The organism is Roseovarius tolerans, from assembly GCF_028885395.1.
In the GTDB taxonomy this organism is placed as follows: Bacteria; Pseudomonadota; Alphaproteobacteria; order Rhodobacterales; family Rhodobacteraceae; genus Roseovarius; species Roseovarius tolerans.
In genome coordinates this window covers 2,182,842-2,207,100 of record NZ_CP118494.1, presented here as the reverse complement: position 1 = coordinate 2,207,100, position 24,259 = coordinate 2,182,842, and the positions used below count along the sequence as shown (strand labels likewise).

The window sequence follows — 24,259 nt, the reverse complement described above, 5'->3', positions numbered from 1 at the left end:
GGGCGCGCAACGTGATGAGTTTAGAATGGCTTGGCTGGGATAAAGTGCGGGCAATAACCGTTGCATCGCCAGTCCCCGGCCCTGCGATCACGCAACACCTTCTGGCGGGGTGCTATGACCGCTCCAGACCACCATCGCCACGCTAGACTGCGCTTCCCCTGCGCCGCAGGGCATATCCGGCCTTCGCCGTGATCAGCAGCGCGCCGCCTGCCGCCAATCCGAGTGTCAGCGGGCTGCCGTCGCCCATGTTCTGCACAACCACACCGATCAGGGCCCAGATCACGCCCGCCGCGTAGGTGAGCGCGCGGGGGCGGAGCGTCAGGACCGCAGCCGCGATCACGAGGGCAATTGCGAGGGCCACGACCGCCGCCGCAACCTCGGGCAGCCAGCCATAGCCGCCCAGCACCAGCCCGACCGAGACCGAACTCGCCGCCGTCAACCATCCGGCATAGAGCCCGACCGGACCGGACAGCCACCAGACGTCGCGAGAAGGCGCGCGCAGGAGCGCCAATAGCGCCGTGGCCAGCATCGCCCAGATCATCACCGTGGCCCAGGGCACCGAGGCATTGGCGACCGGAATCCACGCGGCCCCCACCAGCAGGCTCGCCACCAGCGGTGCGCGCACCTGCGACCAACCCGCATCCTCCCTGCGCGCGATCACGCCGAACACCGCGCCGAGGATGAGCCAGAGATAGATCACCCCCCAGAGCGCAAAGGCATATCCGGCGGGCTGCACCGCCGGGTCGCTTTGTGGCACGGGAAACTGATCGGGGCTGAACCCGTTGAAGCCGTCGCCGAGGAACGGTGAGGCGGCGAAACCGAGTGCAGCGGCGAGATGGGCGAAAGCGAGAAACCGGATCATGCTCCTTCCATCGTCCGCGCACCGCGCCGCGTCAATCCCCATGCGCGCCGAAAAAACCGCGCCGCCCCTTGCATTGCATCACGAGAAGTTCAAATCTTGCAGGGTAAAAGGTTGATATCCCTTTCACAAAGGAGGCTGCCATGACCACCGCCAGAGACCAGTCCCTGCGCGCATTTCTGAAGCCCTACACGGCCAAGAGCGATCTGCGCGGCGGGGTGTCCTTCGCAGGGACGCTGGTGGTCTATGCGGCGGCGCTGGCGGGCGCGGGGCTGCTGGCGGGGCAGGGCGCGTGGCTATTTGCGGCGCCGCTGGTGCTGATCCTGGCCTTCGCGACCGTGCGGCTTTACGTGCTGCAGCACGATTGCGGGCATTATTCGCTTTTCGCGACGCGCTGGCTGAACGATGTGGCGGGGCATGTTCTGTCGGTCTTTTCGCTGACACCGTTCCGGGTCATGCAGTACAATCACAACCTGCATCACGCCTATCTCGGCAATCTCGATCACCGCGAGACGACCGAAGTCTACACCATGACGCTGCGCGAATGGCAGGCCGCCCCGTGGCACCGGCGGCTGTGGTACCGGATTTACCGCAACCCCGTGGTGATGTTGTCACTGGGCGGGATCGTTACCTATTTCATCGCCTATCGCTGGCCGCGTAACACGGGCCGGGTCGGGGTGTGGGGTGTGATCGCGCATAACGCGGTGCTGGCGGGGTTCGTGGCGCTGGTCTGGGCCACGCTCGGCTGGCCCGGTGTCGGGGTGCTGGCGCTGAGCGCGGTGATTGCCGGGGTGGTCGGGGTGTTCCTCGTCTATCTCCAGCATAATTTCGAAGAGACCTACTGGGACCGCAAGCCCGATCTGGATTTCCGCAAGGCGACGCTGGAGGGGTCAAGCTCGCTCGATCTCGGCTGGCTGTGGGATCTGGGCAGCGGCAATATCGCCTATCACGACCTGCACCATTACAACCCCGGCATCCCGTCCTACAACCTGCGGCGTTGCCAGAACGACCTTCCGGATCATCTCAGGTCTCATGACGTGATCCGCTGGCCAGAGGCGCTTGCGAGTTTCCGGCTCAAGCTCTGGGACGAGGAGAGCGGGCGGCTGGTGCCGTTTCCCGCGCCGCGCAGGCGCGCCTCGGCCGCGCGCGTCACTGCATCCTGAGCGCCCCGTCGAGGCGGATCACCTCGCCGTTGAGATAGCCGCATTCGACGATGAAGCGTGCCAGCCGCGCGTATTCCGCCGGGTCGCCCAAGCGCTTGGGAAAGGTCACCTCGGCGGCGAGACTGTCCTGCACGTCCTGAGGTAGCCCACGCATCATCGGGGTGGAGAAGATACCGGGGGCGATCGCCATCACGCGAATCCCCTCGCGCGACAGATCCCGGGCCATCGGCAGCGACAGCCCGACGATCCCGCCCTTGGACGCCGCATAGGCCGCCTGTCCCTTTTGCCCGTCAAAGGCGGCGATGGAGGCGGTGTTGACGATCACGCCGCGCGCGCCGTCGGCATCGGGGGCATTTTCGGCCATGGCGGCGGCGGCGAGGCGGGCCACGTTGAACGTGCCCACGAGGTTGATATCAATGGTGCGGCGGAACGCGTCGAGCGGGTGCGGCCCGTCGCGGCCCAACACCTTGGCCCCGGTGGCGATGCCGGCGCAGTTCACCGCGGCCGTGATCCTGCCCATTTCTGTCTTGGCGCGGGTGATCGCCTCGGCGACGGAGGCCTCGTCGGTGACGTCGGTCTCGGCGAACCCGGCGCCGATTTCCTCAGCCAGCGCGCGCCCGCGTTCGGCGTCCCGGTCAAGCAGCGTGACCTGCGCGCCTGCCTCGCGGAATTGCCGCGCCGTCGCCTCGCCCAGCCCCGAGGCCCCGCCCGTAATGATCGCCGCCGTGTCCTCGATGCGCATGCCGCTCTCCTGCGATTAAATGAACATATGTTCAAATACCGCCTGTGCGCCAGACTGTCAAAGCCCCGGTTTCTTCTTGGCAAAAATACCCATGATCCGCCGCTTACCCAATGCGCTGCCGCAGCCGGGTGATCACCCCGAGGGCCACGACCGTCAGCAAGATCCGGTAGATGTGGTGCAGGGTGACGAAGGCCGGGTTGGCCTGCAGGCTGAGCGCCACCAGCGCCATCTCGGTGACGCCGCCGGGGGCGAGGCTGATCACCAGCACATCCACCGGCTCGTCTGTCATGCCGTGCAGCAGCGCGGCGAGCCCCACGCCAATTGCCAGCATGCCGCCCACCGACACCAGCGCCAGCCCCGCGCCGCGCAGCAAGAGCCCCCGGCTCAGCCCGGTGAAGCGCATGCCGAGGGCTGTGCCCAGCACCATCTGCGCGAGGTTCACCAGCCATTGCGGGATGTCGAAACTGAGCCAGCCGGTCAACGAGAGCAGCGCCGCCACCGCCATCGGCCCGGTCATCTGCCCGGCCGGCAGGCGCAGGGCGTGGCCCAGAGCCAGCCCGGCCAGCCCCGCCACCGCCACCAGTGGCAGGTCGGACCACGGCACATCGCCGCGCGCCAGGCTCTGGCCTGCCGCACTGCCCACCGGCTCCCCAAGCCAGAGCGACAGGCCGAGGGGCAGCAGCGTCACCACGACGATGATCCGCAGGAATTGCTGCATCATCAGCCGGGTCATGTCGGCGCCTGCCGCCTCGCCCATCTCGATGCTCTCGTATAGCCCGCCGGGGGTGCTGGCGTAAAAGGCGGTGGTGCTGTCATAGCCACCCAAGGCGCGGAAGACCGCGTAGCCCAGCCCATGTGCCAGCCCGACGAAGAGCGTGACCGCGCCAAGCGTCAGCGCGTAGTGATGCGCCTCGGTAAAGAGCGCGGTCGTGACCTGCGATCCGATCATCAGCCCGATGATCGCGATGAAGCCGAGCCGCAGCCATGTGGGAAAGCGGTAGCCCTGCGGCAGATGCCCGGGCAGGGCGGTGGCGATCAGCGCGGAAGCGGCCAATGGCCCCAGCATGAAGGGCAGCGGCGTGCCGATGGCCTGCGCGCCGAACCCGGCGAGACCCGAGAGCGCGAGCAGCGCGAGAGTGGTCAGGATATGCGGCATGCCCCTCTTGAACCACCCCGCGCGGGCGGGGGCAAGGGGCTCAGGCGAAGGTCACATGTTTGTCGAACGGCATCTCGCGCAGGCGCGTGCCGGTGGCGGCGAAGATCGCGTTGGCGAGGGCTGCGGGGGCCGGGGGCACGGGCGGCTCACCGATGCCGCGGATCTTGTCGGCGGTCTCAAGCCCGCGCACCTCGATTTCGGGGCATTGATAGAGGCGCATGCCCTGATACTGGTCGAAATTGCGCTGTTCGGCTGCACCGTCTGCATAGGTGACCTGGCAGTTCATCGCGTGGCCCAAGCCGAAGATCACGCCGCCCTTGACCAGCCCGTCGAAATTCACCGGGTCGATGATGCGGCCGACATCGGCGGCGACGTAAACCTTGTCGAGGCGGATGCCGTCCCCGGTGTCGCTGACCTCCACCACCTGCGCGCAGGGCACCCCGAACGACAGGCAATAGGCGACGCCGCGCCCCGCGCCGGGGGCCATGGCGCTGCCCCAGTTCGACATCTCGCCCACCGCCTCGAGCACCGCACGTGACGGGGCGTGATTGCACAGGCGCAGGCGTTCCTGCAGCGGGTCGGCCCCGGCGGCGTGAATGAGCTCATCGAGCAGGCAGTCGTGGAAAAATCCGTTGGAGGAGGCCCCGACCGAGCGCCAGCTTGAGATCGGCGCGAGTTCCGGCGCGCGGTAGCCGGTGACGCGGTAGTCGGGGATGGCAAAGGGCTGATCCCATGCGCCTGCCACGATCTGCAGGTCCGGTCCCGGCGCGGGTATGTTCTGGCGACCCATCTGCGACGACAGAACCGAGGGCATGGCGATGCCCAGATCATAGGCGGTGACGCGGCCGTTTTCGACCCGCCCGCGCCCGCGCGCCATGGCGATCTGGCGGGGGAAGTCATGCGCCATGTCCTCTTCGCGCGAATAGGTAAGTTTCACCGGGCGACCCGGCATTTCCATGGCGATATGGGTGGCGTGGCGGACCACGTCATCCTCCAGCCGGTGGCCGAAACTGCCGCCGATCATCTCTGCGTGGACATGGATGTGGTCGCGGTCAATTCCGGTAATCCGGGCGACATTGGTCTCGATGAAGCGCGGCACCTGCGTGCCGGTCCAGATGTCGATGCGCTCGGGCGTGTAGCGCACGGTGGCGTTGAGCGGCTCCAGCGGGGCATGGGCGAGATAGGGCGCGCGGTACTCGACCTCGATCTCCGCGCCGCCTGCCAGTGCGGCCTCAACATCGCCCTCGTCGCGGAATTGGCTGTCCTGTGCGTCGCTTGTGAAGCTGTCCGCGAGTGCCTGCCAGTGGTCGGCCATGTCGGCAGGGTAGGGTGCTGCGGCCCAATCGCAGGTGATCGCCTCGGCGGCGCGGATGGCGCGCCATGTGTTGTCGGCGATCACCGCGATACCGCCGGGGATCTCGACGATCTTTTGGACGCCGCGCATGGCCTCGGCCTCTGACGCGTCATAGCCGATGAGCGCCGCGCCCTGTCCGGGGTTGAGCCGGATCGCGGCGTGCAGCATCTCGGGCAGGTCGATGTCGATGCCATAACCCTGCGTGCCGGTGGATTTCGGCACGATATCAATGCGCTGCATCGGTTTTCCGAGCAGTCGCCACTCGGACGGGTCACGTAGGGTGACATCGGTGATCGGGTCGGTCTGCGCGGCCTCTGAGGCAAGGCTCTGGTAGCTGAGCCGTGTGCCGTCGGGCAGGATCACCGCGCCAGTCTCGGTGCTGAGCGCGGACCGCTCCACCCCGTGCAGCCGCGCCGCCGTGGCCTTGAGCGTTTCGCGCGCGACGGCGCCGGCATGGCGCAGTTTGTCATAGCCGTCGGGCACCGTGGTCGAGCCGCCGGTGATCTGCATGCCGAGAAATTTCATCGGCGCGTCGGCGAGGTCACGCACGGTTTCGGCGAGCCAGCTATCGTTAGTGGCGCGGAACGGCACCGCGTCGCCTGCAAGGGCGGTGTTGTAATAGGCGGGGCTGGGCGGGCCGAAATCGGTCGCGATCTGATCGAGCGAGACGTCGAGTTCCTCGGCAATGAGCGCCGCCTGCACCGAGACCGCGCCCTGGCCCTTGTCAGCGCGCGGCGTGATCAGGGTGATCGTGTCCGCCGTTATCCGCACGTAAGGTGTGAGCGCCGCCGCGCCCTCGGGCAGATCGGCGAGCAGGGGGTTGGCATAGGGTGTCTTGTAGCGCCAGAGCCCGAAGGCGACGCCGCCCGCGATGGCGACTGAGCCGATCAGGAATGTGCGGCGGGCGATGGTTTTCACGCGTCCCATCTCAGGCCCCCTCGCTCATGGACTTGGCGGCGGCCTTGATCGCGGCGCGGATGCGCGGATAGGTGCCGCAACGACAGAGATTGCCGGACATGGCGTCGTCGATGTCCTCGTCCGTGGGGTCGGGAGTTTCTGACAAAAGGCTCGCTGCCTGCATGATTTGGCCGGACTGGCAGTAGCCGCATTGCGCCACCTGCGCGTCGATCCATGGAGCCTGCACCGGGTGCGGGGCGTCGGGCGTGCCGAGCCCCTCGATCGTGGTCACCGGACCCCAGACATCGCCCACCGCCACTTGGCAGGAGCGCACGGCCTGACCGTCGATATGCACGGTGCAGGCCCCGCATTGGGCGATACCGCAGCCGTATTTCGGACCCTTGATGCCGAGCACGTCGCGCAGGGCCCAGAGCAGGGGCATCTCGGGTTCGAGATCTTCGAGAGAGTGGTCGGCGCCGTTGACGCTGAGTTGCATGGGGCAGGCTCCTTTCGCGCGGGGGCTGCGATGGAAGATAAACCGTTCGGTTCAGGTGTAAAGCGGGATTTGGGGGGAGGGGGTGGTCTGAAGCGAACTTTGGTAGTGAGCCGCGTATCGAAGGGCCGCGGTACGGCGATCCAACGTCAGTTTTGTAGCGCTTTATCCCATCCAAATCCGAAAAACATCAGAGCGCAGAGCAGGTTGCAGCCAAATCGCCGTGCCGGCGGGCGGCCCGGCGATGCGCGGCGGGCTTCGCCCTTGATTCCGCGCTGGGGTATAACGGCAACGACAGTTCCAGGCCAGAACCCACCCGCCCGGCACGGCACTGCGTCCCAGTCAGATCGGCAGATACGCCACCGTCTCGCCCGCGTCTCGCGCCGGGTCATGCGGGGGGCGCACCAGGAGCGCGTCGGAATGGGCAAGGATGCTGAGCAATGAGCTGTCCTGCTTGTCCTCGGCGATGAGGCCCGCATCGGTGAGCCGGGCGCGCATGTAATGCTCGCGCGGGCCGTTGGCGGGCAGGGGGGCGGCCAGCACCGTCTCCCGGCGTGGGGCTGGCCCCTCGCCCAGCCCCAGCATCTTATTAATCATCGGTGCGACAAAGACCTGGCCGCAGACCATGGCCGAGACCGGGTTGCCCGGCAGGCCGACCATCGCAGCCCCACCCATGCGCCCGGCCATCAGCGGTTTGCCCGGCCGCATCGCGACCTTGTAAAAGGCGCGGTCCATGCCGAGATCACCCGCCACGCGGCCCACCAGATCGTGATCGCCGACCGAGGCCCCGCCGATGGTGATGATCAGGTCCGCGCCCTCGGCCAGCCCGAAGGCGGTAGTGAGCGAGGCCACGGTATCGCGGGCAATCGGCAGGATGCGCGCCCGCGCGCCGCGCGCCTCGAGCAACGCCTTTAGGCCGAAGGTGTTGGAGGCGATGATCTGGTCGGGGCCTGGGGCCTCGCCGGGCATCACCAACTCGTCCCCGGTGGAGATCAGCGCGACCTGTGGTTTGCGCCGCACCGGCACCGAGGCGATGTTCATCGAGGCCATGAGCGCGATATCGGCGGGGCGCAGCGCGCGCGGGGCGGTGATGCTCTGGCCTTGCCGGAAATCGCAGCCAAGGGGGCGGATATGGTCCTTGGTGCCGATATCCGCGCCGAGGGTGATGGTGTCACCGTCGCGCGTCACGTCCTCTTGGATGATGACGCGGGTCGCGCCCTCGGGCAGGGGCGCGCCGGTGAAGATGCGCACCGCCTCGCCCGCGTTGGCGGCGCGATGAAAGCCATGCCCCGCCGCTGCCTCGCCGATGACGGTGAACCGCGCGCCGGGTGTGGCCTCGTCGCCGCGCAGCGCGTAGCCATCCATCGCCGAGGCGGAAAAAGGCGGCTGATCGCGCCGTGCGGTGACGTCGCGCGCTAGGATGCGGCCCGCGGCCTCGGCCAATGGCACTTCTTCGATCTCAAGCGGTTCGACGAGGGCGAAAAGATGCGAAAGGGCGGCGTCTACCGTGATCATTGTGCCTGATACCGGCCTGATTTTCCACCATCTTTCAGGATTACGCGGATGCCGCCGATTTCCATGGCGCGGTCGACCGCCTTGGCCATGTCATAGACCGTGAGTGCGGCCACCGAGACCGCCGTCAGCGCCTCCATCTCGACGCCGGTCTGGCCGGTGGTCTTGACCGTGCCCTCGATCCGCACGCCGGGCAGGTCGGGGTCGAGCGTCAGGTCCACCGCCACCTTGGTGACGGGAAGCGGGTGGCAGAGCGGGATCAGGTCGGGCGTCTTCTTGGCCCCCATGATGCCCGCAAGCCGCGCGACCGAGAGGACATCGCCCTTCTTGGCGCGGCCTTCTGCAATGATATCATAGGTTTCTCGGGCCATCTTGATGTGCCCTTCCGCGACGGCCACACGTGGCGTCACGTCCTTGTCGGACACGTCGACCATATGGGCGTGACCCTGACCGTCGAAATGCGTCAGATCGCTCATCAGACGCCGCCTGCCTTCATGGGGTTGGCCAGAAGATCGCGGGTGGCCTGTGCGACGTCATCGGCGCGCATCAGGGTCTCGCCGATGAGGAAGCTGCGCGCGCCGTAGCGGGCCATCTCGGCCAGATCGTCGGGGGTGGACAGCCCGCTTTCGCTGACGATCAGACCGTCGGGCGCGACGAATTTCGCCAGCTTGCGGGTGGTATCGAGCGAGGTCTCGAAGGTGTTGAGATCGCGGTTGTTGATGCCGATCATGTTGGAATTGAGCGTGTGCGCGCGGTCAAGTTCCTCGCGGTTATGCACCTCGATGAGCGCGTCCATGCCCCAGCGGGTGGCGGCCTCTTCCAGTTCCAGGGCCTGCGCGTCCGAGACGCTGGCCATGATGATCAGGATGCAATCGGCGCCCCAGGCGCGTGCCTCGGCGACCTGGTAGGGGTCGTACATGAAATCCTTGCGCAGCACCGGCAGATCACAGGCGGCGCGCGCCTGCCCGAGATATTCGGGCGCGCCCTGAAAGCTGGGCGTGTCGGTCAGCACCGAGAGACAGGTGGCCCCGCCACTCGCATAGGCCTCTGCCAGGGCGGCGGGGTCGAAATCTTGACGGATGAGGCCCTTGGAGGGGCTGGCCTTCTTGATCTCGGCGATGAGGCCATAGCCGGTCTTGCTGGCCTGCAAAAGCGCGTCGCCAAAGGGGCGCACCGGGGGGGCGTCGCCGGCCTCGGCCTCGATCTCGTCCTGCGGGCGGACGGCCTTGGCGGCGGCGATCTCCTCCAGCTTGTAGGTCTTGATCTTGTCGAGGATGGTGGGGGTGGTCATGCGGCCTCCGATGTGAGTTTCGCCAGAGCGGTGAGTTTCGCGCGCGCGGACCCGCTGTCGATGCTTTCAGCGGCCATGGCGACGCCTGCGCGCAGATCGGGCGCGCGTCCCGCGACGGTGAGTGCGGCCGAGGCGTTGAGCAGGACCGCGTCGCGATAGGCGCCGGGCGCGCCGTCGAGCAGCGCGCGGAGCGCGCGGCCGTTTTCCTCTGGTGTGCCGCCAAGGATGGCCTCGAACGGATGCACGGGCAAGCCGAAATCCTCGGGGTGCAGTTCGACCTCGCGGATGCTGCCGTCTTCCTCCAGCGCGGCGACCCAGGTGAGGCCGGTGATCGTCATCTCGTCGGTGCCGTCGGAGCCATGCACCAGCCAGGCGCGCTCTGACCCCAATTGCCCAAGCGTCTCGGCCATGGGCCGGATCAGATCGCGCGAGAAGGCGCCGGTGAGTTGACGCTTGACGCCTGCCGGGTTGGTCAGCGGCCCGAGGATGTTGAAGATCGTACGGGTGCCCAATTCTGCGCGCACCGGGCCGACATGGGCCATGGCGGGGTGATGCATCGGCGCCATCATGAAGGCGATGCCGACCTCCGAGAGCGCGCGTTCCACCACCTCGACGCCGACCATCACGTTGAGGCCCAACTGGCTGAGCGCATCCGCCGCGCCGGATTTGGAACTGAGGTTGCGGTTGCCATGCTTGGCCACCGGCACGCCCGCGCCTGCCACGACGATGGCGGTCGCGGTGGAGATGTTGAGCGTACCCTTGCCGTCGCCGCCGGTGCCGACGATGTCCATCGCACCCTGCGGCGCGCGGACCTTGTTGCATTTGGCGCGCATCACGGCGGCGGCGGCGGCGTATTCGTCGACTGTTTCGCCCCTTGTGCGCAGGGCCATCAGGAAGCCGCCGGTCTGCGCCGGGGTGGCCTCGCCCTCAAAGAGGATCTGGAACGCGGCTTCGGCCTCTGTGCGGCTGAGCGCGCGGTCGGCGGCGGCCCCGATCAGCGGTTTCAGCCGGTCGCTCATGCCGGGACCTGCATCAGGTTCAGGAAATTCTGCAACAGCTTGTGGCCGTGCTGCGAGGCAATCGATTCGGGGTGGAACTGCACGCCGTGGATCGGCAATTCGCGGTGCTGCAGACCCATGATCGTGCCGTCCTCAAGCTCTGCCGTGATTTCCAGACAATCGGGCAGGCTGTCGCGTTCCACCACCAGCGAGTGATAGCGGGTCGCCTCGAAGGGCGAGGGCAGACCGGCGAAGACGCCTTTTGCGGAGTGCTGGATATGGCCCATCTTGCCATGCACGATTTCGGAATGGCGGATAACCTTGCCGCCGAAGGCCTGCCCGATGGTCTGATGCCCGAGGCACACGCCGAGCAGGGGAATCCCCGCCTCGGCGGCGGCTAGGGTGAGCGGCAGGCAGATGCCCGCCTGATCCGGGTCGCAGGGGCCGGGCGAGAGCAGGATACCGGCGGGGCGCATCGCCATCGCGTCCTGCACATTGAGCGCGTCGTTGCGCATCACGCGGGTTTCGGCCCCCAATTCGCCCACGTAATGGACGAGATTGTAGGTGAAACTGTCATAGTTATCGATCAACAGCAGCATTTGCGCCTGTCCTCATGCAAAGGGGGCTGGAGGCCGAGGGCCCGGTCGCGGTATACTTGTTCAGGCTTGCGCGGCACCGTCAAGGGGCGCTAGGCCGGTAATAAGGTAAAACAGGCGGATACGGGGGCAAAGGCAGTGGCACGCGGACTATTTGCGGGGATGATCACCGGCACCGTCGTTTCGGGGCTGGTGCTTGGGATGGCATCGGTTCTGACCGAGGTGCCGGGGGCGAAGGCACCCGAGGCGGAAACGGTCGAGGTGACACCCGGGTCGGGGTTCGATCTGCGGCGCGAGGATCGGCAGGCGGCCCTGCCGGATGTCGAGGACAGCCCCGAGGCGACGGGCGCGCCGCAGGTGGTTGCCCCGGAGCCCGACGATCTGTCATCGCTCAGCGGGGCGGACACCGCCCCGGCGCGGGCCCCGACCACCGGCAGTGACGTGGATGCGCTCGGTGCGGCCCCCGAGGCGTCGGGCGGCACGGGCGGTGTCGCGGTCGAGAGCGATAGCCCGGTGCTGCCCAGTCCTCAGTCGCAGGCACCCGAGGTCCCGCAGGATGAGGGTCAGGTGGCGATCTCGTCCGACCCGGCGCAGCCGCCTGCCCCTGAACCGGGCGAGACGGATGCCGGGCTGACGGGCAGTGAGACAGGTGGCGAGACCGATGGTGAGACGGTCGGCGAGACGGGCGGCGAGAGCCGTAGCGCGGTGCCGGATTTCCCCGAGGAGGAAGAGACACCGACGCTTGCGCCCGATGCGACACAAGAGGCCCCGGCCCGTGACGACACGATAACGCCGATCGCCCCCGATGAGGGACCGGTGCCCGAAGCGGTGCAGACCGCCGAAGACACCTCCGAGACGCCCAAGACGCTACCGCCCTCGGGCACGATCAGTGACCGCGTCGAAGGCGTGCGCAGCAACCGGCTGCCCCGTATCGGGGATGCGCCGGAGACCGAGGCGACGGCGGAAGACCCCGACGAGACCCCGGCACCCGAGCGCGCGATCCTGCGCAATGCCGCCGATTTCGAGAACCCCGAGGGCAAGCCGCTGATGTCCATCGTGTTGATGGATGACGGCAGCAGCCCCATCGGTCTGGAGGCGCTTGCCAGTTTTCCCTATCCGCTCAGTTTTGCGGTGGATGCCGATTGGCCGGGCGCGGCAGAGGCCGCCGAGCGTTATCGCGCGGCGGGGTTCGAGGTGCTGTTGACCGTCGATCTGCCTGAAAGTGCGGCGGCGTCGGATACCGAGGTGGCGATGCAGGCCTGGCTGAACCGGGTGCCGCAGGCGGTGGCGCTGCTGGAAGGCGACGAGACCGGTGTGCAGGCGAGCCGTGAGGGCAGTGCGCAACTGGCCCCGATCCTTCTGGAGAGCGGGCACGGGATCGTCATGCATCCCAACGGGCTTGATATGGCGCGCAAGCTGATCGGGCGCGAAGGCGTGCCGTCGGCGACGCTGTTTCGCGATTTCGACGGGCAGGGGCAGGATGCCTCGGCGATCCGCCGCTTTTTAGATCAGGCCGCGATGAAGGCGGGTCAGCAGGAGGAGGGCGTGATCATGCTGGGCCGGTTGCGCGCCGATACGATCAGCGCGCTGATGCTCTGGGGATTGCAGGACCGGGCCAATCGGGTGGCGTTGGCCCCGGTTTCGGCAGTGCTGATGGCGGGGGCGCAATAGCGCTCAGATCGGGCTATCCGAGACGAGGCGCATGCCCAGATGTGCGGGTGGCGTGCCGACGGCGCAGCCGCCGCGCGCGGGGTCGCGCACCAGATAGGACATCGCCGCGACATGCTCGCCGCCGACAAAGAATGCCGGGCAGCGGGACGCGTCCATGCCGTCGCTCGCACCTGCATAACATTCCTGCGTCCATTCCCAGACACTGCCGTCGAGATCGGCAATGCCCTCGGGCGAGGTGGTGAAACTGCCCTGGGGTTTGAGCGCCCGTGGGGCGGTGCCCTCGGTCAGGTAGGCCGAGGCCCATGTCAGCGAGGGGTCGGTGAAGATCGGATCGGGTTCGTCCGGCAGGACCGAGGCGGCCATGATGGTCCATTCCCCGGCTGTCGGCAGGCGAAACGCGTGGCCCGTGGCGTCATTGATCCAGGCGAGGTAGTCCTGCACGTCGATATAGCTCAGCCCGGTTGCGGGCGTGGTGGCGGGATCCTGATCGGCGCGGGCGCGGACGACCTGTGCGCAGGCATCCTGCGCGAAGCAGCGCGCCCATTCGGTGACCGTGACCTCATGGCGCTGCACATAAAGCGCGCGCCCGTTTGGGAGCATTACGGGCCGGTCGGCCATCACTGGCAGAAAGATCGGATCAGGGGCGCGCTGCAAGAGCGCGCCCCCGGCGATGACCGCCGCCAGAAGGCCCAGAGCCGCAAAGCCAAGCGCGGTCTTGAGCGGGTCGATGTGAGTGGTGGCGGCGGCGGTCGTCATGTCATGCGCTCCTCTTATGTCGCGAAGGGACGGGGCGGGACGACCTGTTCCATCAACTGGTTGTCCCAGTCACCCTCAACCACGAAATGCGCAGTGGCCCCCAGCATCGCGCCCTCGATCAGGTTGTGGTTGACATAGGCGTAGACGCCCGGCTGCTCGAAGGTGTACATCGCCGCCACCGCGCTGCCGCCGCGCACGAACCATGTCTCCATGCCGGTCATCGGCGCGTCGGAGAAGGATGTCTCCCAGACGAAGTTGCCATGGCCGCCGATCAGGTGCGGGCGCGAGTCGCGGTTGGCCTGATTGTGGATCATCAGAACCGTCTCGCCGACCTTGGCGCGCAGGGCGTGTTCGCCGGTCAGGGCACCGACCGCGCCGTTGAACACCGAATGCGTCGGGATCAGGGTGCGCATCGCGTCCAGGCTGTCGGCATAGTCGTCACCGGCGGCGTCATAGCTCTTGTAGTCGCCGTTGTCGTCCTTCGGCAGGTAGTAGTCCTGTTCTCCGACATAGGCGATGCTGTCGTATTTCAGCGGGTTGCCTTGGCCGTCCTTCAGCCCGTCACGCGGCAGCACCATGACCGCGCCATTCATGCCATGGGTCACGTGATAGGGGATCATCGCACCGCCGGGGGCGCAGTGATAGGTAAAGCAGCCCGGCTTGGTCGCCTTCCAGCGCAGCACGCATTCCTCGCCGGGATAGACATGGGTCAGGCCACCGCCGCCCAGGGCCCCCGTGGAGGCGTGAAAGTCGATATTGTGCTCCATCATGCTGTCGGCGGGGTTGCGCAGGGTCAGTTCCACCATGTCGCCCTCGTGGCAGATGATCAGCGGGCCGGGGACCGAGCCGTTATAGGTCAGCGCCCAGACCGAGGCACCGGTGTCCTCGTCCACCACCATCAGCCGTTCGGTGGTTTCCATGGTGATCTCGATGATCTTGGGGCCGCCGGTTGCGACCTGCTCGTGTGCGGGCGCAAAGGGCGGTGCGACCAGTTCCTGCCGCACGCGGGTATAGCCAGAAAGATCGGCCGGTTTGGCGGTGGTTTCGGCAACCTGTTTGGCGGCGGCTTTGTGCAGATGTGTGGATGCCGCGTTGGCCTTGGTCATTCGGGGCGCGCGCGAGGCGGCCATCGCACCTGCGCCTGCCATTGCCGCCGCACCGGCGAGCATGGAGCCGCGCAGCACGTTGCGGCGGCTGGTTGAAACGAGTCCGGGGTTGATGAATTTGGTCATGATATCCTCCATGACAATTGTGGTGGCGGGCGTCATGCCCGCGCACCGGGAAAGGGATCAGAGATTGCCGAGTTGCGCCTCGAAACGTTCCTTGGCCTTGCGGGGCACGCGACCCTCGAGGAAGGTATCCGGCACCTCGACGTCGCCCACGGCGATGGTCATCACCATGCCCATGGCAAAGTGCGGCTTGCAGATGACGCCGTAGACGCCTTCGACATCGAGCGTGACGTCGAATTCCTCGTTGATCTTGCCTGCAAAGCCTTCGGCCCCGTCGGGCAGCATGCCCTTGTTGATTTCGGCGTTGTGGCCCCTATCGGTAGCGACGAAGCGGATGGTGTCGCCGGGGGCTGCCTGAACAAAGGCGGGCTCGAACACCATGCGGTCACCGTCGGCGCCCTTGTTCAGCATCTTGACCTCGAAGGTCTCGGCGAAGGCCGCGGAGCCCATCAGGGCCGCGAGGGCGAGACCGGTTGTCAGCGTGCGGATCATGTCGTTGTTCCTTTCATGTCGCGTTATTGCTTGACCCTGAGAATAGTGATTCCCGCAGGCGCGATATTGCTCTGGCGCAAACTTCGGGACGATTGATCGGGTGGGAACGCGGCATCCGGTTGTGGCGTTGCCTGCGGTTCTGTGCGATGACGCGCGCCATGACCGAGCAACCCACCCGCAAGACCCTGCCACGGCTCGATGAGAGCCTGCTGACGCATCTGCCGCCGTTCTCCCGGCTGGAGAAGCGGCAGATTCGCACGATCCTGGATCAGGCGAGTTCGCGGCGGTATGAGGCCGGGGTCGCGGTGTTCAACGAGGGCGATTCCGCCGAGCGGTTCTACATGCTGCTCGATGGCTATGTGCGGGTGGTGCGCATCACGCCGACCGGCGAGCAGGTGACGGCGCTGCATATTCCGGCGGGGCAGCTTCTGGGCATCGCCAAGGCCATCGGGCGCGAGACCTATCCGGCGACGGCGATGACGGCGACGGAATCCATCGTGCTCAGCTGGCCGACCAGCCTGTGGGATACGTTCGTGGCCGAGTATGACGGCTTTGCCACCGAGACCTACAAGACCCTCGGGCACCGGGTGGGGGAAATGAACACCCGCATCGTCGAACTGGCGACGCAGCAGGTCGAGCAGCGGGTGGCCAATGCGATCCTGCGGCTGATCAATCAGACCGGGCGCAAGGTTGAGGGCGGCATCGAGATCGACTTTCCGATCACCCGGCAGGATCTCTCGGAACTGACCGCCACCACGCTGCACACGGTCAGCCGGTTGCTGAGTGGGTGGGAAAAGCGCGGGCTGGTGGAAAGCAAACGCAAGCGCATCAAGGTCTGTGACCCGCACGCGCTGGTGGTGCTGAGCCAGGGGTGAGGGGGGTGGTGTTGGGGTGTCGTTGTCGGGGGATTGGTGGAGGTGGGGCGTTTGCGGGACGCAAGCTGACCTTGGCTCCGGTGCTCGCAATAACCGCTCTCAGTCCAGAACGGACCCAAGACCTCACGCTTTAACTTGCGATAGCTGACGTTCACCGAGGTGCTCGCGAACTGGGAAGGCGCGGGACTTTGCGGGTCCTCGCGCTGATTCAAAGAGCAGCCGCTTCCGGCCCAAAGCCAAACTTGGCCGTTCCGCCAATCGCTGCGGCGCAGCTTCCCGGAAGCTGCCGTTCGACCCATTGCGCAGCATTTTCAACGGTCGCAAAGGGTCGCAGACATAGGTGATGATAGCAAGAAAGAACAGAACGCCTTGATCGAAAGGCTCATTCAAGGTACAAAACTGGTGTGACCTCGTGGGGAAAATCGGAAAATATTAGGAGTAAGTTAGTAACTCCCAAGCACCATGTTGAAACGCGAGAAACAGGGTGAGGATCTTCTCATCCGGTTTGTCGCGCGACACCCCTCCGATAATGAAGTGCAGGGTGCCTGCCGTCAGAGCCGGGCGATGATCTGAGATGGTGACAGGGTCAGGGTTTCCAGAATATTGAGCCCGTGTTTTCTGGCCGTTGAGATGACGGACCTGATGTCGGCGAATACCTGTGCACCCTCGAGTGTGCGGAAGGTGCCCGAGATTTTCATGCGCAGCTTCATCATGCGCAGGTCCTGTTCGGCCTGATTGTTGGTGAAGGGGACTGCGAAGTCGGCGATGAACCGCAAGACGTCATCGCGGTAGTCACGCAGACGGACGAGCAGGTTGTGGCCTGGTCGCCTGGCTTTTCGGCCGCGGGTGCCGGGGCTTCTGGCCAGCGGGGGCTGACATTCGTGGAAAGCGAGCCCCTTGGCGAGGATCGCCATGTATCTGGTGACGATACCCTGGCGAACCGGTTCCGGGAGTTCGGTCTCGCCTCGGTTCTGCGCCTCGCACCTGAGCTGATTGGCGCGGTTGAGCACCGCGCTCATCTCTGTCGCCCACGGCTCCTTGTCGATCTCTTCGATGGCCCTGAGTTCGCGCAAGTGATGCGCCCCGCAGAGGGCGTGGGCGTCCACCCCGCTCATATGGGCGTAGTAGGGTTTCCAGTGATCATGAACGATCGTCCCGCCGTTCAGGAAGGTTGGAACAGCACCGCGCTTGGCGCTGATGCGGTAATGCGTGAAGGCGGGATCGCAGATCGAGTGCAGCCAGTGCAGCTTGCCGGCGACCCGAAGTCCGGTCTCGTCCAGATGCCGAACGTCGCCTTCAGTGAGCCGGGCAAGAATGTGCTCGACCACGCCACCCAAGGTATGCGCCGCGCTGTTCACCCAGTTGGTCACGCTGGCCGCGCACAGGCTGGTGGCCCCAAACAGGTCGCGCAGGAGTTGGCAGACCCGATCCTCGGGTATCAGCTGCCCAACATTGCAATAGACCGCCGCCGCCCGCATGCGCGTGCCGTATTGCACATGAGCGTTCACGCCATCGGGAAAGCCAGCTGTCGTCATGGCTCGACAATGGCCGCAACAATAAACCGCCGCCTGATGCTCGGTGACCTCCAGTCGCGGCGCGGGCAAGTCGAACACCTGACGCCGCTCCATCCCCTTCGCCATCTCCGCCGTCAGGGCGCGTTGACACGCGCTGCAATGCGCCGCCTCATGCCGTTCCACGAAGTCGGGCGTTGGCGTCTGGCGCAGGGTGTTGCCCCGGTGGCCAACCTGGCCGCCGCTTTTCTTGCCGGACTTGCCACGCAGGCTGCGCGGTGCTGGCTTCTTCAGGCCATCACTCGAAGGGGGCTTGCTGCTATTGTTGCTGTTCTTGGCCAACTGCCGGCGCAGATCCGCATTCTCTTCCGCCATGGTCGCCAACGCGGCTTCAAGCTCAGCGATCCTGCGCAGAGCCGTGGCGAGGAGTTGTTCAAGGGTGGTAACCTGATCCATTCCACCACTGATTCAGAGAAATCAAAACGGCGCCACGGAATTCAGACCGGAACGAAAACTTCATGCGCCCAATGGCAATTTGGACTCACCCCAAAACTGACAACAACCTCCCACCTCAGGGGGGGTGCTTGGGAGTTACGTAAGTTAAATGATTAAGCACCTAAGCGTTGCTGCTTTTTGCGTTGTGGCCCTGGCTAGCGGTGCGAGCGCCGCAACTGTTGGCATTACAGAAGGAACGCGCGACACCGTTGATGGGACGTCCAAAATAGCAGGCCCGGATTCCAGCCCTTTGCCCGGCGGCGCATATGATCTCGATGCTTTGGGTAGCCTAGGAACCGATGACTTCGAGATCTACGGGCGAATTGTAGACTCGATTGATAATTTCGCATTTGGTTTCACAGCGACGTCGACTTTCAACATATCTTGGATTTTTGGCGGGTATACGACCAACAATGGTGCCAACCTCGTAACCGACTCTGGATTCGTGAAAGAAGGCGGAGCTGATAAGACTGCGACCTTTAGTCTTTTGAAAGACCTCGGTGGCGGCACCTTTAGCGCAGTCGGCGGCCCCATTGATTATGAAACCAACGTGACATCAGGCACCGCTTTGATATTCTCTGCCGGGCCAGGTGATTACGTGTTTCAGATCGACGGTTCAGGTCCCAACGCTTCAGGTTCGGGCGTAGGGCTTTATGACGTTCGTGTTTCTGCGGTGCCACTGCCTGCCGCAGGCTGGCTGCTGATTGCTGGCGTTGGAGGTTTGGCCGCAATGCGCCGTACAAAGAAAAAGTGAAATAGAAGAAGTATGAAGCACTTTTTCGGGGCCCTTCGGGGCCCTTTTCACTTTCGGCTACATGAAATTTGGTTTGAGCGATAGCATTCAATAAATATAACGAGGGCATGGCCTTAGGGCATCTTGGCAACGGGCGATGCCTTCATAGGCCCGGTCTTACCCCGGGTCCGCCGCCTGCATCAGTTCGGCGAGGAATGCCTCCTCGTCGAGATCGTATTCCGTGCAGGCGTCCATCACCGTGTGAAACGGGCTGACGAGGCATCCGACGCAGAGCATCCGGTGCCGGACGAAGACCGGGACGGTCTGGGGCCATCGTGTCATCAGATCCGCCAGTGGCAGATCGGGATCATCTGGTCGGGGGTGCCGCATCGTGCGCTCCTTTCACCGACCAGCCTAGCCGCGCAATCGCGCCAAACGTTGCGCTGGCACAAACTCCGTTGCCGGGCGCCCGCCTAGAACAGGTCATCCCGAATTCCAAGGAGGCCTGAACATGGCTGAAATCTTAACGAAATCGCGGGCGCGCAACATCTTCTACGGGGGCTCGATCTTCTTTGTCGTGATCTTCGTGGCGATGACCGTCCATAGCCACAAATACGTGGTTGAAACCTCGACGGCGGGCATGGCGCTCAGCGAAGAGGTGATCCACGGCAAGCATGTCTGGGAAGAGCATTCCTGCATCAACTGCCACAGCCTGCACGGGGAAGGTGCGTATTTCGCGCCCGAAGTGGGCAATGTGATGACCCGCTGGGGCGTGCAGGACAGCCCCGAGGGCTCCTTCGAGATGCTCAAAGGCTGGATGGAAAGCCAGCCGAGCGGCATCGAAGGCCGCCGCCAGATGCCGAATTTCAACCTCAGTGACGAAGATATCCGCGGCCTCGCGGAGTTTCTGCGCTGGGCCGATCAAACCGACACGCAGGGCTGGCCGCCCAATGATGCCGGGTAAGGAGTGAACCCCATGAAATACCAATCACAAAAAGTCGCGCTCTACTATTTCGTCGCGGCGATGGCCCTCTTCGGCATTCAGGTGCTGGGCGGGCTGCTGGCGGGCTGGGTCTATGTCTCGCCCAACTTTCTGGCAGAGATCCTGCCGTTCAACATCATCCGCATGATCCACACCAACGCCCTTATCGTCTGGCTGTTGCTGGGCTTTTTCGGGGCCGCCTATTTCCTGATCCCCGAGGAATCGGAGCGTGAAATCTGGTCGCCGAAGCTGGCCTATATCCAGCTTATCATTCTCGTTGTGGGCACGTTGGGGGCCGTGGGCTCGTACCTCGTGGGTATCCATGGCGGGCGCGAGTTTCTCGAACAGCCCTTGTGGGTCAAGTTCGGCATCCTCGTCGCGGCGCTGATCTTTCTGCTCAACATCTCGATGACGGTGCTGGCGGGCAAGAAGACGGCAATCACGAACGTGCTGCTGATGGGGTTGTGGCTGTTGTCGCTGCTCTGGGTCTTTGCCTTCATCAACCCCGACAACCTCAGCCTCGACAAGATGTACTGGTGGTTCGTGGTCCATCTCTGGGTCGAGGCGACCTGGGAGCTGGTGATGGCCGCGATCCTCGCCTTCCTGCTGCTCAAACTGACCGGGGTGGACCGCGAAGTCGTGGAGAAATGGCTCTATGTCATCGTCGCCACGGCGCTTTTCTCGGGCATCCTTGGCACCGGGCACCACTTCTACTGGATCGGCCTGCCGGGTTACTGGCAATGGGTTGGCTCGATCTTCTCGACCTTCGAGGTGATCCCGTTCTTCCTGATGATGTCGTTTGCCTTCGTCATGGTGTGGAAGGGGCGCAAGAACCATCCCAACAAGGCCGCGCTCTTGTGGTCGCTCGGGTCGAGCACGGTGGCATTCTTCGGGGCTGGTGTCTGGGGTTTTCTGCACACGTTGCACGGGGTGAACTTCTACAGCCACGGCACGCAGATCACCGCCGCCCACGGCCACCTTGCGTTTTACGGGGCCTATGTGGCGCTGAACCTCGCGATCTTCACCTATGCGATGCCGATGCTGCGCGAACGCGCGCCCTATAACCAGGTGCTGAACATGGCATCGTTCTGGCTGATGACCGGCGGCATGGCCTTCATGACCTTCGTGCTGACCTTCGCGGGCACCATCCAGACGCATATGCAGCGCGTGGTGGGCGACTATTACATGCAGGTGCAGGACAGTCTGTCGGTGTTCTACCTGATGCGGTTCGGTGCCGGTGCGGCTGTGGTGATCGGGGCCTTGCTGTTCCTCTATTCCATGCTGGTCGTGCGCAAATCCGAGGTGATCGCGCCCGGCCCTGCCAACCCTGTTCCGGGAGAATGAGCCATGAACATGGTCTACAAACCAACCCTGCCGTTCTATCAGGCAACCGGCCGCGAATGCGATCTCTTCGAGACGGCCCATGACAACGGTTTGCCCCTTCTTCTGAAGGGGCCGACCGGCTGCGGCAAGACCCGCTTTGTCGAGCATATGGCGGCCCGGCTGGGCAAGCCGCTCTATACGGTGGCCTGCCATGACGACCTTTCGGCCTCGGACCTGATCGGGCGCTACCTGCTCAAGGGTGGCGAGACGGTCTGGGTCGACGGGCCCCTGACCCGCGCGGTGCGCGAGGGCGGTATCTGCTATCTCGACGAGGTGGTCGAGGCACGCAAGGACGTGACGGTCGTGCTGCACCCGCTGACCGATACGCGCCGCACGCTGATGATCGACCGCACAGGCGAAGAGCTGGTGGCGCCGTCGGGCTTCATGCTGGTGGCCAGCTACAACCCTGGCTACCAGAACGTGCTCAAGCGGCTGAAGCCATCGACGCGGCAACGCTTCCTCTCGATCTCGTTCGACTTTCCGGGGGCGGAGACAGAGATCGCGGTGGTTTCGAGCGAAAGCCGTCTGGAGCCTGGGCGCGTCGCACCGCTGGTGCGGCTGGCCGGGCATATCCGGAACCTCTCGGGCATGGATCTTGAGGAAGGTGTGTCAACGCGCCTGTTGATCTATGCCGCCACGCTGATGGCGGGGGGCATGGGCGTCGATCAGGCGCTGGAGGCGGCGGTCATCGAGCCGCTGAGTGATGAGCCCGATGTGCAGCAGGCGCTGCGCGATCTGGTCGCCACGATCTACGGGTGAGCGCCATGCATCTTCTCGATCTCATGGAGCCCGAAGAGACGGTCGGCAATCTCTGGCATGACATGGCCAGCGGGATCGGGGCGGATATCGGTCATCCCGAGGCAGGTGTCGCTCTCGCCTCGGTCCGGCCCAGCCTTGCGGTGCTGTTTCGCGGTCTGGGCGGCGCACCCGGCGTGGAACTGAGCGAGGCGGCGGCGACGCTGATGCGCCATCGCCGCCCGCTGCGCCGCAAGCTGGGGGCGGAGCGCGACCGTGAGTGGGTCGCCGGGTTCGACGGTGAGCGGCTTACGCTGCCGCCGGTCATCGCGGCCTTTCCCGACCCGGCACTGAACCGGGCCGCGTATTTCTGGCTGACGGCGCTGGCGGCGGTTTGCGATCTGAACGGGATCGACCTGACCGGTGAAGGCCTGGCCCGCGATTGCGCGCAGGTGCGCGCCAATGCGGCGGCGGCGGATGCGGCCTATGCCGCCTGTCCCGGCCTGCGTCAGGCCCATGACCGGATGGCGCGGCTCTGCATGGCGGCGCGACCAGACGTTTTGCGACCGGCGCAGGAGGCGATCATCGAAACCGCCATTCGCAACCAGCTTTGCGGGGCCTCACCCGAGGTGACCGCGCACCCGGTGCCGGGGCGCTACATGCCCTTCGCACCGGTGCCGATCTGGCTGCGCTTTGCCAATGCGTCTTCTGGCGAGGCCGCGACGGATCAGGCGGCAGACCCTGCCGCACCGCCGCCCGCTGCCGCGCAGACCAGCCGAAAGCTGGGACGGCGCAAGGATCAGGACCAGCAGAACCGCAAGGACAGCTTTATCATTCACCGGTTCGAGTCGATCCTGTCATGGGTCGAGTCGATGAACATCAACCGCAGCGTCGATGACGACGATGACGAGAATGCCCAGAAGGCGGCGGATGATCAGGATGAAATCACCCTGTCGAAACAGGATCGCAAGGCCGCGACACGGCTGCGCCTGCATCTTGATCTTTCGCCCGCCGATGCCGATCACGAGGCGCTGGCGGGTACGCATAAATACCCCGAGTGGAACCACCGGTCGCGCAGCTACATGGCCGATCATTGCCGGGTTCTGGATGCGCCGGTGGCGGCGTCCGACACGCCTTTCGTGCCGAACGCGCGACGGATGCGCGAGGTGCGCCGCCAGTTCGAGGCGCTGCGCCCGCGCCGTATCCTGCAACCACGCCAGATCGACGGTGCCGAACTCGATCTTGACGCGCTGCTGACCTCGCGGGCCGATCTGATGGCGACCGGGCGCGGCTCTGACCGGATATGGCAATCGGCACGACAGACTGAGCGTGATTTGTCGGTGGCATTTCTGATCGACACGTCGCGCTCGACCGAGGCCGCGATCGGCGACACCTCGGTGATCGAGGTGGCGCGCGAGGCGATGGCGGCACTGGCTGCGGGCATCAACGCGGCGGGCGACCGGTTGGGCATCTGGGGGTTTTCCTCGCTGCGCCGCGACCGGCTGTTCCTGAGCCGCTGCAAGGCCTTCGAGGATGACATGTCACCCGCGATCACGGCCAATATAGGCGCGCTGAAGCCGGGGCATTACACGCGTCTCGGCACCGCCATCCGCCATGTCAGTGCGCAACTGGCCAAAGAGCCGAGCGCGCGCAAGCTGCTGATCGTGCTGACCGACGGCAAGCCTAACGATCTTGACCATTACGAGGGCCAGCACGGCATCGAGGACAGTCACATGGCGGTCCGCGAGGCCCGCATGGCGGGCCAAAGCCTGCATGGCATCATCATTGACGAGGACGGGCAGGACTGGTTCGCCCGCATCTTTGGGCGCGGCGGCTTTACCTTGCTGCCTGACCCCGTGCGCCTGACCCGCGCGCTTCCCGATATCTATCGCACGCTGACACAGGAGAATTGACATGCGCAGTTTGACAGTTTTGATCGCGACCCTTATCGCGGCACCGGCCTTTGCCAAGGGCTTTGACCGGCCAATCCCACAGGCTCAATCTGCCACGGCGGAATTGTGGTATGCGCTGGCCTGCCTTGCGCTCATCGCATCCATGATCGCCGTGCAGCGACTGGTCTCTCGCCGATGACACGCCAAGGCTGGTCCACCCAACAGATCGCGCTCGCCCTCTATCCCTTTGGCGCAGGGGCGGCGGCGGTCAACGTGTTCTTCGCCTCGCTGATCTTCAGCTGGATCGGCGGGCCCGTGGCCTCGACCGCTTGGTCGATCGGCCTCGGCTGCGTGATAGGTGCCCCCGCAACCTGGTATTTCGCCCGCCATATCCGGGAGCTGATGGACCGCGCCGATGCGCGCCCCGGCGCGGCGCGACCCTGA

At 65.2% G+C, this 24,259-nt stretch carries 25 protein-coding genes; 10 read left to right on the top strand and 15 right to left on the bottom strand.

Going from position 1 to position 24,259, the window contains the following annotated elements; all coding sequences use genetic code 11:
• Positions 1–142: 142 nt before the first annotated feature.
• Complete coding sequence (locus tag PVU19_RS10890; protein WP_050662703.1) at positions 143–862, bottom strand: hypothetical protein; 720 nt, start codon at positions 860–862, stop codon at positions 143–145.
• A gap of 140 nt (positions 863–1,002) precedes the next feature.
• Between PVU19_RS10890 and PVU19_RS10885 the strand changes: the two genes are divergently transcribed.
• Complete coding sequence (locus PVU19_RS10885; RefSeq protein ID WP_050662702.1) at positions 1,003–2,022, top strand: fatty acid desaturase; 1,020 nt, start codon at positions 1,003–1,005, stop codon at positions 2,020–2,022.
• Here the strand turns inward: PVU19_RS10885 and PVU19_RS10880 are convergent.
• The 9 genes from PVU19_RS10880 to PVU19_RS10840 all read right to left on the bottom strand — a co-directional run bounded on the left by PVU19_RS10880 (position 2,009) and on the right by PVU19_RS10840 (position 11,058).
• A complete protein-coding gene (locus PVU19_RS10880; protein ID WP_050662701.1) occupies positions 2,009–2,764 on the bottom strand; it encodes an SDR family NAD(P)-dependent oxidoreductase in 756 nt (251 codons plus the stop codon). The genes PVU19_RS10885 and PVU19_RS10880 overlap by 14 nt on opposite strands.
• Before the next feature lie 103 nt (positions 2,765–2,867).
• On the bottom strand, positions 2,868–3,920 hold the full coding sequence (locus tag PVU19_RS10875; RefSeq protein WP_050662700.1) for an AbrB family transcriptional regulator: 1,053 nt from the start codon (positions 3,918–3,920) through the stop codon (positions 2,868–2,870).
• Between the two features lie 40 nt (positions 3,921–3,960).
• Positions 3,961–6,201: a xanthine dehydrogenase family protein molybdopterin-binding subunit gene (locus PVU19_RS10870; protein ID WP_050662699.1), complete on the bottom strand. Its 2,241-nt coding sequence runs from the start codon at positions 6,199–6,201 to the stop codon at positions 3,961–3,963.
• Position 6,202: 1 nt separating this feature from the next.
• Entirely contained in the window at positions 6,203–6,667 is a 465-nt protein-coding gene (locus PVU19_RS10865) for a (2Fe-2S)-binding protein (RefSeq protein WP_274789760.1), read from the bottom strand.
• Positions 6,668–7,006: 339 nt separating this feature from the next.
• A complete protein-coding gene (locus PVU19_RS10860; protein WP_050662697.1) occupies positions 7,007–8,179 on the bottom strand; it encodes a molybdopterin molybdotransferase MoeA in 1,173 nt (390 codons plus the stop codon).
• Positions 8,176–8,652 carry a cyclic pyranopterin monophosphate synthase MoaC gene (gene moaC, locus PVU19_RS10855; RefSeq protein WP_050662696.1) on the bottom strand — a complete coding sequence of 159 codons (477 nt, stop codon included), beginning with the start codon at positions 8,650–8,652 and terminating at the stop codon, positions 8,176–8,178. Before moaC ends, PVU19_RS10860 begins: the two co-directional genes overlap by 4 nt.
• Entirely contained in the window at positions 8,652–9,467 is an 816-nt protein-coding gene (gene trpC / locus PVU19_RS10850) for an indole-3-glycerol phosphate synthase TrpC (RefSeq protein WP_050662695.1), read from the bottom strand. Before trpC ends, moaC begins: the two co-directional genes overlap by 1 nt.
• Positions 9,464–10,486 carry an anthranilate phosphoribosyltransferase gene (gene trpD / locus PVU19_RS10845; protein WP_050662694.1) on the bottom strand — a complete coding sequence of 341 codons (1,023 nt, stop codon included), beginning with the start codon at positions 10,484–10,486 and terminating at the stop codon, positions 9,464–9,466. The genes trpC and trpD overlap by 4 nt, the downstream gene beginning before the upstream one ends.
• Positions 10,483–11,058, bottom strand: a complete 576-nt coding sequence (locus PVU19_RS10840) for an anthranilate synthase component II (protein WP_420833269.1) — start codon at positions 11,056–11,058, stop codon at positions 10,483–10,485. Before PVU19_RS10840 ends, trpD begins: the two co-directional genes overlap by 4 nt.
• Before the next feature lie 141 nt (positions 11,059–11,199).
• On the opposite strand from PVU19_RS10840, the gene PVU19_RS10835 reads away from it, so the two are divergent.
• Positions 11,200–12,732 carry a polysaccharide deacteylase family 2 protein gene (locus PVU19_RS10835; RefSeq protein WP_235575796.1) on the top strand — a complete coding sequence of 511 codons (1,533 nt, stop codon included), beginning with the start codon at positions 11,200–11,202 and terminating at the stop codon, positions 12,730–12,732.
• Positions 12,733–12,735: 3 nt separating this feature from the next.
• Here the strand turns inward: PVU19_RS10835 and PVU19_RS10830 are convergent, their stop codons facing one another.
• From PVU19_RS10830 to PVU19_RS10820, 3 genes are read right to left on the bottom strand one after another with little or no spacing between them, the layout of a single operon-like run.
• Positions 12,736–13,488, bottom strand: a complete 753-nt coding sequence (locus tag PVU19_RS10830) for an SUMF1/EgtB/PvdO family nonheme iron enzyme (protein ID WP_050662691.1) — start codon at positions 13,486–13,488, stop codon at positions 12,736–12,738.
• Between the two features lie 14 nt (positions 13,489–13,502).
• Entirely contained in the window at positions 13,503–14,720 is a 1,218-nt protein-coding gene (gene nirK / locus PVU19_RS10825) for a copper-containing nitrite reductase (protein WP_050662738.1), read from the bottom strand.
• Between the two features lie 57 nt (positions 14,721–14,777).
• Positions 14,778–15,209: a pseudoazurin gene (locus PVU19_RS10820; RefSeq protein WP_050662690.1), complete on the bottom strand. Its 432-nt coding sequence runs from the start codon at positions 15,207–15,209 to the stop codon at positions 14,778–14,780.
• 158 nt (positions 15,210–15,367) lie between these two features.
• Between PVU19_RS10820 and PVU19_RS10815 the strand changes: the two genes are divergently transcribed.
• Positions 15,368–16,084, top strand: a complete 717-nt coding sequence (locus tag PVU19_RS10815) for a Crp/Fnr family transcriptional regulator (protein ID WP_152911634.1) — start codon at positions 15,368–15,370, stop codon at positions 16,082–16,084.
• A gap of 551 nt (positions 16,085–16,635) precedes the next feature.
• On the opposite strand, the gene tnpC is transcribed toward PVU19_RS10815, so the two are convergent.
• The gene (tnpC, locus tag PVU19_RS10810) at positions 16,636–18,051 is read right to left on the bottom strand and encodes an IS66 family transposase (protein WP_274789759.1); all 1,416 of its coding nucleotides are present in this window, start codon (positions 18,049–18,051) and stop codon (positions 16,636–16,638) included.
• 148 nt (positions 18,052–18,199) lie between these two features.
• Between tnpC and PVU19_RS10805 the strand changes: the two genes are divergently transcribed.
• Positions 18,200–18,844 carry a VPLPA-CTERM sorting domain-containing protein gene (locus PVU19_RS10805; RefSeq protein WP_082238029.1) on the top strand — a complete coding sequence of 215 codons (645 nt, stop codon included), beginning with the start codon at positions 18,200–18,202 and terminating at the stop codon, positions 18,842–18,844.
• Between the two features lie 156 nt (positions 18,845–19,000).
• Here PVU19_RS10805 and PVU19_RS10800 read toward each other — a convergent pair whose 3' ends face one another.
• Complete coding sequence (locus PVU19_RS10800; RefSeq protein WP_050664416.1) at positions 19,001–19,213, bottom strand: DUF1858 domain-containing protein; 213 nt, start codon at positions 19,211–19,213, stop codon at positions 19,001–19,003.
• A gap of 121 nt (positions 19,214–19,334) precedes the next feature.
• Here PVU19_RS10800 and PVU19_RS10795 point away from each other — a divergent pair, with 121 nt between their 5' ends.
• The 6 genes from PVU19_RS10795 to PVU19_RS10770 are packed head-to-tail and all read left to right on the top strand — an operon-like array spanning position 19,335 to position 24,259.
• A complete protein-coding gene (locus PVU19_RS10795; protein ID WP_050664415.1) occupies positions 19,335–19,787 on the top strand; it encodes a c-type cytochrome in 453 nt (150 codons plus the stop codon).
• 12 nt (positions 19,788–19,799) lie between these two features.
• Complete coding sequence (locus PVU19_RS10790; protein WP_050664414.1) at positions 19,800–21,149, top strand: cbb3-type cytochrome c oxidase subunit I; 1,350 nt, start codon at positions 19,800–19,802, stop codon at positions 21,147–21,149.
• A 3-nt stretch (positions 21,150–21,152) separates the two neighbouring features.
• A complete protein-coding gene (locus PVU19_RS10785) occupies positions 21,153–21,947 on the top strand; it encodes a CbbQ/NirQ/NorQ/GpvN family protein (RefSeq protein WP_050664413.1) in 795 nt (264 codons plus the stop codon).
• Positions 21,948–21,952: 5 nt separating this feature from the next.
• Positions 21,953–23,836: a nitric oxide reductase activation protein NorD gene (locus PVU19_RS10780; protein WP_050664412.1), complete on the top strand. Its 1,884-nt coding sequence runs from the start codon at positions 21,953–21,955 to the stop codon at positions 23,834–23,836.
• Between the two features lies 1 nt (position 23,837).
• Positions 23,838–24,014 (top strand): hypothetical protein, encoded by a 177-nt coding sequence (locus tag PVU19_RS10775; RefSeq protein ID WP_050664411.1) that lies wholly within the window; start codon positions 23,838–23,840, stop codon positions 24,012–24,014.
• Complete coding sequence (locus PVU19_RS10770) at positions 24,011–24,259, top strand: hypothetical protein (RefSeq protein WP_050664410.1); 249 nt, start codon at positions 24,011–24,013, stop codon at positions 24,257–24,259. Before PVU19_RS10775 ends, PVU19_RS10770 begins: the two co-directional genes overlap by 4 nt.